The following is a 14,369-nucleotide window of genomic DNA, read 5'->3' on the forward strand; positions in this document are numbered from 1 at the left end:
TTAATAAACCTGTTCTGTTCCGGAGATGGTTTTACTCTGCGGCAATATTATTGCGCAGAAGCTCCATCTCTTCCAAGGCGCGGCGATATTCAACCGGCATGACCTTGACGAATTTCGGACGATATTGCTCCCAGTGATCAAGGATCATGCGCGCCTGCTCAGAGCCCGTATAATGATGATGATTGGTCAGAAGCTGCACCAGCCGCTCCTCATCATGGCGGGTCATATTGCCGGAAACATCCACGCGGCCTTTATGCATCAAATCACCACCGTGATGGTGCAGACGCTCCAGAATATCGTCTTCTTCCGGCACCGGCTCCAGTTCCACCATGGCCATATTGCACCGCTTGGCAAAATCACCGGCCTCATCCAGCACATAGGCCACACCGCCGGACATACCAGCCGCAAAATTGCGCCCCGTTTCGCCAATCACAACCACCACACCGCCGGTCATATATTCACAGCCATGGTCGCCCACGCCCTCAACAACCGCCACCGCGCCGGAATTGCGCACCGCAAAACGCTCGCCCGCCTGCCCGCGAATATAGCATTCGCCTTCAATCGCACCGTAAAGCACAGTATTGCCGGCAATAATTGCCTTTTCAGCTTTGAGCCGGCTGGCTTCATCAGGGCGAATAATAATGCGCCCGCCGCTTAAGCCCTTGCCTATATAATCATTGCCTTCGCCGTATAGTTTAAAGCTGATACCATGCGCCAAAAAAGCTGCAAAAGACTGCCCCGCAGTGCCATTGAAACGCACCGCAATTGTATCTTCCGGCAAGCCTTTATGGCGGTAGCGTTTGACCAGCGCGCCGGAAAGCATGGCACCTGTTGAACGATCCGTATTTTTGATACTGCGTGTGAGTGTGACTTTTTCACGGTTTTCCAGTGCCGGCGCGGCAGCGGCAATCAGCTCCCTGTCCAGTACATCCTCAATCGGATGCTGCTGCAATTGCGTATGGCGCAATTGTGCCCCCTCACCCCCATTAACATAAGGACGATAGAAAATACGACTGAAATCCAGGCCTTGCGCCTTCCAGTGGTTGATTGCGGCCTGTTTTTCCAGAAGATCAGAACGGCCGATAATCTGCTCCAGTCTGGTAAAGCCCAGTTCCGCCAGCAACAGCCGCACTTCCTCTGCCAGATAGAAGAAGAAATTGATCACATGTTCCGGCGTGCCTTTAAAACGCTGGCGCAAGACAGGATCCTGCGTTGCCACCCCGACCGGACAGGTATTGAGATGGCATTTGCGCATCATAATACAGCCGGCGGCAATCAAGGGTGCGGTTGAAAAGCCAAATTCATCCGCGCCAAGCATTGCGCCGATAATCACATCGCGCCCGGTGCGCAAACCGCCATCCACCTGCAATGCAATGCGCGCGCGCAAGCCATTGAGCACCAAAGTCTGATGGGTTTCGGCAAGCCCTGTCTCCCACGGGGAGCCGGCATGTTTGAGCGATGTGAGCGGTGAAGCACCGGTGCCGCCATCATAGCCGGAAATTGTAATATGATCAGCGCGCGCCTTGGCAACACCGGCCGCAACCGTGCCAACGCCCACTTCCGACACCAGCTTGACGGAAATGTCGGCTTGCGGATTGACATTTTTAAGATCAAAAATCAGTTGTGCCAAATCTTCGATCGAATAAATATCATGATGTGGCGGCGGCGAAATCAGCCCAACACGCGGGGTGGAATGGCGCGTCTTGGCAATTGTCGCATCCACCTTATGCCCCGGCAATTGCCCGCCCTCGCCGGGCTTTGCGCCTTGTGCCACCTTGATCTGGATCACATCGGCATTAACCAGATATTCCGTTGTTACGCCAAAACGCCCTGATGCCACCTGCTTGATGCTGGAGCGGTGCGGATTGGGCGTGCCGTCGCGCAGCGGATAGAGCCGGTCCGGCTCTTCTCCGCCCTCACCGGTATTGGATTTGCCGCCAATCCGGTTCATGGCAGCGGCCAATGTGGTATGCGCCTCACGCGAGATGGAGCCAAAGGACATGGCGCCGGTGGAAAACCGCTTGACAATCTCGGCAGCCGGCTCAACATCTGCCAGATCAGCCGGTTTTTTGCCGCGCTCGCCTGCCCGCTTTATATGAAACAGGCTGCGGATGGTTTTGGCAGCGGCCGAGCGGCTATTGAGCATTTCGGAATATTGCGCAAAACTCTTCGGATTATCATTGCGCACCGCATGCTGGAGTTTTGCCACCGCATCGGGCGACCACATATGCGCCTCACCACGGATACGATAGGCATATTCACCACCTGCCGGCAAAGCACCGGTGCCGCCGATCTCCTTCATAAAGGCTGCATTGTGGCGCAGCACGGTTTCCCTTGCCACTTCTTCCAGCCCCACGCCCTCAATAACCGAAGCCGTGCCGAAGAAAAACCGGTCAACAAAATCCTGCCGCAGGCCGACAGCATCAAAAATCTGCGCACCGCAATAGGATTGATAGGTGGAGATGCCCATTTTTGACATCACCTTCAGCATGCCCTTGCCGATGGATTTGATATAGCGGGAGACAACTTCTTCACTATCCACTTCCGGCGGGAAGCTGCCAAGCTGATGCATATTTTTCAGCGTATCAAAGGCAAGATAGGGGTTGATTGCCTCGGCACCATACCCGGCCAGACAGCAAAAATGATGCACCTCACGCGGCTCGCCGCTTTCCACCACAAGGCCAACAGATGTGCGCAAGCCCTTGCGGATGAGGTGGTGATGCACCGCCGCCGTTGCCAGAAGAGCAGGAATGGCAATACGGTCAGGCCCTACCTGCCGGTCAGACAGGATGATGATATTATAACCACCATGAACCGCCGCTTCTGCACGGTCGCAAAGGCGCTCCAGCGTGCCGCTCATACCGGCAGCCCCTTCATTCACCGGATAGGTTATATCCAGTGTTTTGGTGTCAAAGCGGTCTTCGCAATGGCCGATGGAGCGGATTTTTTCCAAATCCGCATTGGTCAGGATCGGCTGGCGCACTTCCAGCCGCTTGCGCCGTGAAGTGCCGATGAGATCAAACAGGTTTGGCCGCGGCCCGATAAAGGAGACAAGGCTCATCACCAGTTCTTCACGGATCGGATCAATCGGCGGATTGGTAACTTGTGCAAAATTTTGCTTGAAATAGGTATAAAGCAGCTTGGATTGATCAGACAATGCCGAAATCGGCGTGTCTGTACCCATTGAGCCCACAGCTTCCTGCCCGGTTGTTGCCATGGGCGACATCAGCAATCTGGTATCTTCCTGTGTGTAGCCAAAACTGCGCTGGCGCTCCAGAAGGCTCACATCGCGGCGCAGGGCGCGCGGCTCAACAGGGCTTAGGTCTTCCAGCACCAGTTGCGTGTTTTTCAGCCATTGGCGATAGGGGTGAGCGGTGGCAATCTGCGATTTCAATTCGTCATCGCTGATAATGCGCCCTTCTTCCAGATCAATCAGCAACATGCGCCCCGGTTGCAGCCGCCATTTCTTAACAATCCGGCTTTCCTCCACCGGCAAAACGCCGGCTTCCGATGCCAGAATGATACGGTCATCATCAGTGACCAGATAACGCGCCGGACGCAAACCGTTACGATCCAGCGTCGCGCCAATCTGGCGGCCATCAGTAAAGGCAACCGCCGCAGGCCCGTCCCACGGTTCCATCAATGCGGCATGATATTCATAAAAAGCCTTGCGCTCATCATTCATCAGCTGATTATTGCCCCAGGCTTCAGGGATCAGCATCATCATCGCATGGCTCAAGGAATAGCCGCCCTGCACCAAAAATTCGAGCGCATTGTCAAAACAGGCCGTATCAGACTGCCCTTCATAGGAGATCGGCCAGAGCTTGGAAATATCATTGCCAAACAACTCGCTGTCTACCGATGCCTGACGCGCCGCCATCCAGTTCACATTGCCGCGCAGCGTGTTGATCTCGCCATTATGGGCAACCATGCGGTAAGGATGCGCCAGTTTCCATGACGGAAATGTATTGGTTGAAAAACGCTGATGCACCAGCGCAATGGCGCTTTCAAAGCGCGGATCACTGAGATCCTTGTAATATGCGCCCACCTGAAAACTAAGAAACATGCCCTTATAAACAAGGGTGCGGGCAGACATGGAGACAATGTAAAAACCATTGTCGCGGCCTTCCGTTTCCTGAAAAATCCGGTTGGAAATGACTTTGCGCAAAACAAACAACCGGCGCTCAAAATCATCATCACTGGTAATATTCGGGTTACGGCCGATGAATACCTGCCGGTGCACCGGTTCTGTCGCGGCAATATCAGGCGCCTTGGAGAGGGAACTATTGTCCACCGGCACGTCACGAAAGCCCAGCAATATCTGGCCTTCCGCGGCAATCACTTCTGTGATCACCCGCTCCAGATGAGCGCGCAACTGCACATCCTGCGGCATAAAAATCTGACCAACGGCATAATAGCCGGCATCTGGCAGGTTTATGCCGTTTTGAGCCATTTCCTCCACAAAAAAGCGATGCGGTATCTGCACCAGAATACCCGCGCCGTCGCCCATCAAAGGATCAGCGCCCACGGCACCGCGATGGGTGAGATTTTCCAGCATCTTCAGGCCGTCCAGTATAATCTGGTGTGACGGCACATTTTTCATCTGGGCAATAAAGCCAACCCCGCAGGCATCATGCTCATGACGCGGATCATAAAGCCCTTGTTTTCGCGGTGTTCGTGTGGTTGTGGCGGTTTTGGTCGATGTTGTGGTTTTGCCGCCTTTTTCTGTAAATTTAAGAGCCTGAAATGCCCCAACAGAATGCGACTTGATCAACATCGAAACCTCCTTAGACCCGGTTAAGAGCCATGTGCCGGTTCAGGCGTGCGGCACCAACCCGCCCTCCGGACGGGATCAGCACCTGCACCGAAGCAGCAGAATTGTGAATGATTGTGAAAATGCCAGCCCGTAAAGCGCAGCCAAAAAGGCACACAGCAAAATAAAACAGATTCATCAGCCGGCCTCCTTTAAGGCTTAACCACGCATGAAGCGTGTGGTTATCAATGAAACACGCATATGCATTGCCATGCAATTTTGCGCTGCAACGGGACACCCGCCCATCATCGCAACGGCTGATTTTTAGCCATTACACAGAACGAATGAAATTATAGCATGAATTGAGTAAAATTCGCCGGATAATGCCTGAGACGAAACCTGCCCAATAGGTCAGCATTGCTGCCCTATCATTTTATTGCAGAATATTTTCCGCTCCACAAGCAGGAAATATTCAATTTTTAATCGATTTTTTGTAATTTTATTGCGCAGTCAGTCTCATCTTGTGAAAAAACAAGGATTTAGCCATTTGTGCCCGCCGCAGAATAGGCTGACTGCGTCAATGTGACCACACGCTGATTTGATCGCAGGTTTCATTCGTATGCGATAAAAAATTCGCTATAACACCTGCATCAGGCATTTGCCGGCAAAACTGCGCAGCGGTATTGTACCCGGATGATGCGAAAAAACAAATATTTACAGCAGTTGCAGCGATTCTGCCTGAACCGCAACCGCTATTAAAGCAGACGGAGCTCTTGATGCATTTTGCTTCCGATAACTGGGCTGGCGCCCATCCCGATATTACCGCCAATATCAGCGCCCATGGCGATGGTTTTGCGGCTTCCTACGGTGCCAGTATCATTGATAAACAGGTTGAACAGCGCTTTAATGAATTGTTTGAACGTGAGGTGGCGGTTTATTTTGTCGGCACCGGAACGGCGGCCAATTCTCTGGCTCTGGCCAGTGTTAACCGTCCGGGCGGCGTATCGCTCTGCCATCGGGAAGCCCATGTGATTGAAGATGAATGCGGCGCACCGGAATATTTTACCGGCGGAGCCCGCTTGCATCCTGTGGATGGTGATCTTGGCAAGATCAATCCTGCAAACCTGCGCAAGGAGCTTAAGCGCTTTAATCCGGCCTTTATCCATGCCGGCCAGCCCATGGCCGTCACAATCACACAGGCCACTGAAATCGGTACAATTTATACGCTGAATGAAATCGCCGCCATTTCCGGCATTTGCCGTGAACATGACCTGCCCTTGCATATGGATGGTGCACGTTTTGCCAATGCGCTGGTAACACTTGGTGTAACTCCGGCAGAAATGACCTGGAAACAAGGGGTGGATATCGTCTCTTTCGGCGGCACCAAAAATGGCTGCTGGTGCGCAGAGGCGCTGGTATTTATGAACCCGCAACAGGCAAAAGATCTGCCCTTTATCCGCAAACGTGCCGCGCAGTTATTCTCAAAAACCCGGTTCATTGCTGCACAATTTGATGCCTATCTCAACAATGATCTGTGGCTGGATCTCGCCCGCCATGCCAATGCCATGACCGGCAGGCTGGCGCAGGCCATTAATGCCTCAGATAAGATAAAACTGGCCTGGCAGCCGCAGGCCAATGAGATTTTCGCAATTCTGAAAAAATCAGACAGCCGGAAACTTCAGGATCAGGGAGCAGTGTTTTACGACTGGAACCCGCCGCACAGCGCCGATCCGATTGCTGAAGATGAAACTTTTATCCGCCTTGTGACAAGCTTTGCCACGACAAAAACCGAAATTGATCATTTCATCACCCTGATCAAGGCACTGTAAAACAAAAAGGGCAGGAAATTTCCTGCCCTTTCTCATTCAAATACCTGACTATTTATTTGTCGCCAATCGCCTTGGCATTAACCGTTTTGGCATCAATATTCTGTACAGCTTCCTTGCCAACAGCGGTCACATGGATCTTGCGAGGCTTCAATTCCTCCGGAATTTCACGTTTAAGATCAATATGCAACAAACCGTTTTTCAGGCTTGCACCGGCAACTTCAACATGATCAGCCAGATGGAAGCGGCGCTCAAAGGCACGCGATGCAATACCGCGATAGAGAAATTCTTTTTCGTCTTCTGCCTCATCGGCAATTTTCGTGCCTTTAATGGTCAGCTGATTGCGATGGGCTTCAATTTCAATCTCGTTCTGGTCAAAACCGGCCACAGCCATAGTAATGCGGTAAGAGCTCTCACCGGTGCGCTCAATATTATAAGGCGGATAGGCCTGCGCACTATTATCCGGCTGGCCAAGGCTGTCCAGCATGGTGAACAGACGGTCAAAACCTACAGTTGAACGATATAATGGGGAAAAATCAAAATGACGCATAATATGCCCTCCTTCAGAGCGACGATAGCGTAATGGTTTGAAACAGAAAAACTCCCGCAAACGGCAAGCTTTTCAGGTGATGCAACCCCGAAAGCGGCGGTTACAACAATGATCTGGTATTACAGAAAACACATTTCAAGGGGTATTCAGCGCATTTACTATATGTCTTGCAGACACCATGATAAGCCTTTCAATGATCTGCCTTTATACAAGCAAGGTAAAAATACCCGTTTCACAAGCAGCAATTCCAAGCGTTCAATCAAAAAGCGATAAAGCCATGACCAGCGCCTTTTATGAGACAGAAAACAATCCTGCGCCTGCTGGTTTGCAGGCAGGTTATTTTCAATCCGCACAGGGCGGGCAGCTGCGCTATGCATTATGCAAAGCCCGAACAAACAGCCCGCGCCATGGCACTGTCATTTTGCTGCAAGGGCGCAATGAAACCATCGAGAAATATTTTGAAACCATCAAGGATCTGAACAAACGCGGCTTTTGCGTTGCCACAGCCGATTGGCGCGGGCAAGGCGGATCTTTTCGTATACTCAAAAATGCCGTGCGCGGTCATGTGCGCCATTTCAGTGATTATCGCAACGATCTGGAAATTTTTCTCAAAACCATCATATTGCCCGATTGCCCGCCGCCATTCTATATTCTGGCGCATTCCACCGGCGCATTAATCGCCCTGCAGGCGCATGAAATCTTGCAATCGCGCATCACCCGCATGGTTCTGGTTTCGCCTTTTCTCGGATTAGCACGCGGCATTCTCACAAACCGCCAGTTGCGGCCGCTGGCACGCCTCTTAACAGCTCTTGGCCTTGGCAGACGCTTTGCCGCAAAAATTCCCCTGCAACTGCCGCCTGAAAGTTTCAGCGGCAATGTTCTCACACATGATCATGCGCGTTATTTACGCAATGCGATGATTATCCATGATCAGCCGCAGCTTGGTATTGCAGGCCCCACAATAGGCTGGCTGGCACAAATGCTCAATGCCATTCACAGCATCAATAATCCGCATTTTTATGAAAGTTTTTCTATCCCTACCCTGATTATAACCGCGGGAGAAGACCGCGTGGTGGACAGCAAGGCCACAATGCGCTTTGCAGCGCATTTGCACTGCACTGCACTGCTTACCATTGACGGCGCCAATCATGAATTGCTGCAGGAAAGTGATTTTTACCGCGAACAGGTCTGGGCAGCCTTTGATGCATTTATTCCCGGATCCAATGCGCCGGAACAAATAACTGAACCGGCGCTGACAGGCATATAATCACATATCAGGCGCAAATGATCGCATATCAGGCATTGAGAAATTTCAGCGCCTTTTCATGCAGGGCCGCATTTGCGGCTGCAACAATATAGCCGCCCTTTTCCGCAGGCCCGCCATCAGCCTGCGTGATAATTCCGCCAGCCTGCTCAATAATAGGAATAAGCCCCATCACATCATAAGGCTGCAACCCGCTTTCAATCACCAGATCAGCAAAACCCGAAGCCAGCATGGCATAGGCATAGCAATCCACACCATAGCGCGACAAAAGCACTTTTTTTTCCAGCCGGTCAAATCCCTCTTTCTGCTTATCATTGAATAAGGAGGGGGATGTCGTAAATAAAGTTGCCTCAGACAGCTCTGTTGTATCACGAGTTTTCAACGCCACACTGCCACCATTTTGCGCATATTCAGGCCCGCTCCAGAAAGCGCCATCTCCCAAAGCGTAAAAAAGCTCCTTGGTAAAGGGCTGGGACATCAGCCCCACCTGCGCATCACCGTCGATCATAAGCCCAACCAGTGTGCCCCAAACCGGCAGGCCGGAGATAAAGGCGCGCGTGCCATCAATCGGATCAATCACCCATATATGGCTGCTATCGAGTTGCTCGCCGCCAAATTCCTCACCCAGAATACCGTGATCAGGAAAATATTCCCTGATCACTTTGCGGATAGCTTGTTCCGCAGCCCGGTCAGCCTCTGTTACCGGATCAAAGCCAATTGTATATTTATTATCTACGGCAATCTTCTGCCGGAATCGCGGCAAGGTTTCCTGTGCTGCCGCCTGCGCTATTTCTTTTAAAAACGACGAACTCACCACGAAATTGCACTCCTTTTCGCAGCTGAATTTTGGCATTTTGACGAAAATTCAGCGATATTTTTCATTAAAATATCCGGCCGCCGGAAAAGTGGACACATATTTTAATGAAAAATATCAATGATTTAGGACAGCACTTTATTCAGAAAATTCAGAAATTGCATAAAAATTTATTTTTTACCTGTTTCTGAATTGACCCTTTTACATCTGCCCAATAAAATAGTTAACGGACAATATGTCTGATTTCGCCCGCAAGGGCGTTTCCTCCCTAGATTTTGGACCGCGCTTTTAAGTGCGGTCTTTTTTTATATTGCTACTATTCAGCAGCCTGCCGGTTACGCTGAAAAATATGATCCGGCAATGCTGTCAGATCCGCCATGAACTGCGCCAGATCACGACACAGTTTTTCAAATGAAGGCAATCGCCGAAGGCTTGTCTCATCCACATAAAGCGCGCGGTTCACCTCAATCTGCAAAGCATGAAAATCACGGTGCGGGCGCCCGTAATGCTCGGTAATATAGCCCCCTGCATAGGGCTTGTTATGCGCTACATGATAGCCCATATTCTGCAATAATTCGATCGCGGCCCATGACAGGGCATCGGCACAGGAACAGCCAAACCGGTCGCCGATAATAAAATCCGGACGCATATGATCATAGGGCTGATTGCCATCATGATAATCCTGCCCGCTTGGCATGGAATGGCAATCAATCAGCACCGCATAGCCAAATTGCATCCGCGTATCACTCAGCAACTGCCCCAATAGATCATGATAAGGTTTGTAGATGGTTTCAATCCGGTTCATTGCCTCGCTCAGCGGCAATCTTGATTTATAAATATCCTGCCCCTCACCCACAATCTTTGCAATTGTGCCAAGCCCGCCGGCAACACGCGAAGAGCGTATATTGGCATAAGGCGGCAACGGCTCCTGATACATTTTCGGGTCAAGCTCGTAAGGCTCGCGGTTTACATCAAGATAGGCACGGGGAAAATGCGCACGCAACAACGGCGCCCCCAGCGGCACAGCTGCGGCAAACAGCTCATCCACATAACAATCTTCCGACTGGCGGATATCATGTGCACTGAGGCGGGATTGCAGCAAAAATTCAGCAGGATAAAACTGCCCGCTATGGGGCGAGTTGAATACAAACGGGATACGCTGTTGTGCCGGCGCACAAACTTCATAGGGCAGAACAGATGGGAAATCCCGCTGCAGGCTCATCACTTTCCTTCATAGGCCATTTTATGCAATAATTAATCTGTTTAAGCCTAACGGATAATCCTGAAAAGCAAAGCTGAAATTGTTATAATTTATCAGATAAAACCCGCCATCCGCTACAATTATACAAGTCAGCATTTAGTACGGATTAAAATGTCAAAAAGCATAGCGCATTGTTATTATAAGATTGTGCACACAATCTGCGCCGAAAAAGCAGCCGGGAACACGTAGCAAGTACCTGTACACAGGCGCCTTAGTGACTAAAATTAAATATTTTCCAATGATTTCAGATGGTGGGCGTAACAGGGATTGAACCTGTGACCCCTACAATGTCAATGTAGTGCTCTCCCGCTGAGCTATACGCCCATCTGATGACGCGCATACACCATATTGGCTTGCGCGCGTCAATGCTCTTTTGAAGGATAAAGAAAAATTTCTTTGTTTATAATATGATTTTCAACAAGATGATCCAGTAATAGCCGGCGCTCAGGCGGCGAGCAGCATTTTCTCAACCTCGTTAACAAGATCACGCAGGTGAAACGGCTTAGACAGCACCTTGGCTTCACGCGGCGCATTCGAATCAGGATTAAGCGCAACAGCTGCAAAACCGGTGATAAACATAACCTTCAGATCCGGATCAATTTCTGTCGCGCGGCGCGCCAGCTCAATCCCGTCCATTTCCGGCATTACAATATCCGTCAGCAACAGGGAGAACGGCTCCTCGCGCAGGCGTTCATAAGCACTGGCACCATTATCAAAATGAGTGACATGATAGCCGGCTCGCTCCAGTGCCTTCACCAGAAAACGGCGCATATCATTATCATCTTCAGCAAGCAGAATTCTTTTCATTGATCCGTCCGAATATCTGTACGCCTTTATATGCAATATGGTTAATTTGTTCACGGCATGAAATTGCGGTGACAAAATGGCAATAAAAGCGATTCATTTCATCCTATAAGACCCCGCTTTGGTAAATATCGGATGAATCATTGCCGCTCATCCGGCCTTGCCGGCTATAGTGTCACTCATTAGCCACACATCAGCGCAGGGCACATTCACCACCTCATTCTTCGGCAGATCATCAGCGCCTGTGGTATAACAAGAAACCGGCAGCAAATAAGAGTGATCCGCTGTCGGTGCAACAGATCCGGATTTAAAAAGAAGCAGAATTACAAACTCATTCCGCGGTTGAATTTGGTTTCCATCACAATATTGGATGTGGTGCGCACAATGCCCATCATTTCATTAATCTTGTTAATCTCGGCATTGAGCTTTTCCAGCGTATCCGTGCAGATATGAATAATAAGATCCCAATCGCCGGAAATTGAATGCACCGCCTGAACGGCAGTCAGGTTTTTCAACTGCTTGATCACATCCGGAAAGTTTTTATTATTCAAGGCCGCAAAAGTAAAACATTGAATCGGCGCGCGCACGGCATTAGCGCCAAGGCGCACCGAATAACCATCAATAATGCCATTATTTTCCAGCCGCTGAATGCGCTCCTGCAGGGCTGTGCGGGAAACACCAAGCTGACGCGCCAGCGATGCCACGGATTCCCGTGCATTCTTTTGCATCAAGGCCAGTAATTGCTTGTCCTTCTCAGTCATTTGCATGGCTGTCATCCCGCTTTTAGCGTTGCCGCACAGGCTCTGAAAATTTGCCGTTATCTTACCGGTGCGCGCCCTTATAGCGCCCTTCCTGAAAGTAATCCATCAGGCGCAGATAACGATAAACTGTTTCTGCCGCAACAGGGCCGAAAATACCGCCATTCCATGTCAGCCCATAGGGTTTGAACAAACGAATACGGTCGCTCTCGCCGCTCAGGGCTTCAGCCACCACACGACCGCCAATGGCAGTTGTATTCATGCCGTGCCCGCCAAAGGAGCTGCATGCCCACAAACCATGCCCGATCTGCGCCACATGCGGCATTTTATGGCGGGAATAGCCCATCAAACCAGACCAGGCCTTTTCAATTTTCACATCTTTAAGGCCTGCAAAAACATCACCCATATCCTTGCGCAAAATAGCTGAAAGACGCGCCTCATTCTGCTCATTTTTTGTGGTGATACGCCCGCCCCACAAAATACGATCCCCCTCAACCACACGATAATAATCGGAAGAGCGCCGGTCATCGCCAACAGCATCCGTTGTGCGGATAAAATCCTGCAAACGACTGCCAAGCCTTTCAGTGAGCACAACATAAGTGGCAATCGGCAGGAAGGAGCTCCGCAACCTGCCAAATTCAGCGCCGCCATAGCCGCCGCAACACAACACCACATCATCACATTGCACAGCACCGGCAGCCGTTTTTACAGTGTAACGATGCGTTGCACCCGCCTGCCGCACAGGGCTGAAAGATTGCATGGCGCTATCTTCAAAAATCTGCCCGCCCTTTGCGCGTATCAGATCAGCCAGTCCGAGTGCATAATTAAGCGGATGAAAATGAAAGCCGATATTATCGCGCAAAGCCTGTTTATAAACCGGCGTATTCAGCTTTTCACGAATGGCCGCCCTATCCAGATATTCATATTCATAATTAAAATGCTGCGCCATGCGATCCCGGTAGCGTTGCAATTGCTCTCCCGCCTCATAGCGCACCACACTCAGCTTGCCTTTGACAATATTGCAATCCGGCAGGTTGTTCTGCTCAATATTCTCACGCACAATTTCAACCCCTTCAACAGAAAGGGCAAACAATTTTTTAGCATCATCAAGGCCGGAGCGCCTTTCAATCGCGCTTAAACCTTCAGACCAGCCATTAAGGCAAAAGCCGCCATTGCGGCCTGATGCCCCCCAGCCAACCTTGTTTTTCTCAAGCACAACCACAGACTTATTGCGTTTGAGCAGCTCCCACGCCGTTGTCAGACCGGCAAGACCACCGCCAATAATACAAATATCGGCCTGCACATTTTGCTGTAATGAACCAAAAGACGAAGAAGATGCCACCCGTGTGGCGCTGTAATAGGTCGCTGGATATGAACTCATAATAGAACTGCTTCTAACAGAAAATACAAAAACCATATGGCAAGGCACGGCTCCTGAAGACGGGGGCAACTTCAGGAACCGGCAGGTTGAATAAGATGGTTATTTCAGCTTGGTGTAATCCACACCGTACCATTTCACTGACAATTCAGACAGTGTGCCGTCAGCCTTCATCTCTTCAAAAATCTCTTTGATCTTGGCAGTAAATTCAGGATCGCCCTTGTCAACCGCTGCGGCAAGCGGCTCATAAAATGCAGGTTCATCTGCAAGTGCACGGATAGGATAGCCACGCTTGATTGCATTCTCCACAGTCGGCATTGCCGATACGCTTGCATCAAGGCGCGTGCCATCACCAAGGCGCAGGTCATCAAGCGGGCCAACACTATCGCCATAGGTTTTAATATCGCCCGGCTTCACATCATATTTAAATTCAGGCACACCCACAGCATCAATTTTCAATGTGCCGTTAATATAGTCTTCTGTTGTTGTGCCACCCTCAACGCCAATAACCTTGCCGTTCAGATCAGCACGCTTTTCAGCTTTGGAATCCTTATGAACGGTAAAAACATAAGGCGTGTAATAATAAACAGCCGGAAAATCGAGAACGCGCGCACGGCCGCTTGTCGGAGTCATGGAGCCGACGGAAATATCCCAACGGCCATTCCAGTGACCGGCGGTGATAACCCCCCATTCCGGCGTTACAAAACGGGCAGCCGCGCCAAGGCGCCTTGCTACTTCAGTGGCAACATCAATATCAAAGCCAACCAGCTTGTCATCTTTCATAAATGATTGCGGCGCCCAATTGGCAGCCGTTGCCACAACCAGCTCCTTTTTCTCATTCACACGGTCGAGTGTTGCCCCTGCCTGAGCAGGAAGCGCAATTCCCAGTGTCAAAGCGGCAGCAAAAACAGATATTACTATATTTTTCATTATGTTTTCCTCCTTGGCCAGAAGGGCTGGC

10 protein-coding genes and 1 tRNA gene are annotated in these 14,369 nt (G+C 50.6%); 2 read left to right on the forward strand and 9 right to left on the reverse strand.

The features are described 5' to 3' along the window. Nucleotides 1-31 precede the first annotated feature (31 nt). Nucleotides 32-4,777 (reverse strand): glutamate synthase large subunit, encoded by a 4,746-nt coding sequence (gltB, locus tag ACSTTO_RS03130; protein ID WP_439271680.1) that lies wholly within the window; start codon nt 4,775-4,777, stop codon nt 32-34. Between the two features lie 752 nt (nt 4,778-5,529). On the opposite strand from gltB, the gene ACSTTO_RS03135 reads away from it, so the two are divergent. After that, complete coding sequence (locus ACSTTO_RS03135; protein ID WP_439271681.1) at nt 5,530-6,582, forward strand: threonine aldolase family protein; 1,053 nt, start codon at nt 5,530-5,532, stop codon at nt 6,580-6,582. 52 nt (nt 6,583-6,634) lie between these two features. Here the strand turns inward: ACSTTO_RS03135 and ACSTTO_RS03140 are convergent, their stop codons facing one another. Next, nucleotides 6,635-7,129, reverse strand: a complete 495-nt coding sequence (locus ACSTTO_RS03140; RefSeq protein WP_439271682.1) for an Hsp20 family protein — start codon at nt 7,127-7,129, stop codon at nt 6,635-6,637. 277 nt (nt 7,130-7,406) lie between these two features. Here ACSTTO_RS03140 and ACSTTO_RS03145 point away from each other — a divergent pair, with 277 nt between their 5' ends. Next, entirely contained in the window at nt 7,407-8,396 is a 990-nt protein-coding gene (locus ACSTTO_RS03145) for an alpha/beta fold hydrolase (RefSeq protein WP_439271683.1), read from the forward strand. Between the two features lie 28 nt (nt 8,397-8,424). Here the strand turns inward: ACSTTO_RS03145 and hisN are convergent, their stop codons facing one another. The 7 genes from hisN to ACSTTO_RS03180 form a co-directional block, all read right to left on the reverse strand. Continuing rightward, on the reverse strand, nt 8,425-9,246 hold the full coding sequence (hisN, locus tag ACSTTO_RS03150) for a histidinol-phosphatase (RefSeq protein ID WP_439271684.1): 822 nt from the start codon (nt 9,244-9,246) through the stop codon (nt 8,425-8,427). Between the two features lie 277 nt (nt 9,247-9,523). Beyond that, nucleotides 9,524-10,429: an N-formylglutamate amidohydrolase gene (locus ACSTTO_RS03155; protein ID WP_439271685.1), complete on the reverse strand. Its 906-nt coding sequence runs from the start codon at nt 10,427-10,429 to the stop codon at nt 9,524-9,526. A gap of 288 nt (nt 10,430-10,717) precedes the next feature. Continuing rightward, nucleotides 10,718-10,792, reverse strand: a tRNA-Val gene (locus tag ACSTTO_RS03160). Between the two features lie 120 nt (nt 10,793-10,912). Then, a complete protein-coding gene (gene cpdR / locus ACSTTO_RS03165) occupies nt 10,913-11,275 on the reverse strand; it encodes a cell cycle two-component system response regulator CpdR (RefSeq protein ID WP_439271686.1) in 363 nt (120 codons plus the stop codon). A 320-nt stretch (nt 11,276-11,595) separates the two neighbouring features. Continuing rightward, the gene (locus ACSTTO_RS03170; RefSeq protein WP_439271687.1) at nt 11,596-12,039 is read right to left on the reverse strand and encodes an Lrp/AsnC family transcriptional regulator; all 444 of its coding nucleotides are present in this window, start codon (nt 12,037-12,039) and stop codon (nt 11,596-11,598) included. A gap of 55 nt (nt 12,040-12,094) precedes the next feature. Continuing rightward, entirely contained in the window at nt 12,095-13,411 is a 1,317-nt protein-coding gene (locus ACSTTO_RS03175) for an NAD(P)/FAD-dependent oxidoreductase (RefSeq protein ID WP_439271688.1), read from the reverse strand. Between the two features lie 99 nt (nt 13,412-13,510). Continuing rightward, nucleotides 13,511-14,338, reverse strand: a complete 828-nt coding sequence (locus ACSTTO_RS03180) for a transporter substrate-binding domain-containing protein (RefSeq protein ID WP_439271689.1) — start codon at nt 14,336-14,338, stop codon at nt 13,511-13,513. Between the last annotated feature and the right edge of the window lie 31 nt (nt 14,339-14,369).

It is taken from the genome of Pseudochrobactrum albidum (assembly GCF_051851455.1).
In the GTDB taxonomy this organism is placed as follows: Bacteria; Pseudomonadota; Alphaproteobacteria; order Rhizobiales; family Rhizobiaceae; genus Pseudochrobactrum.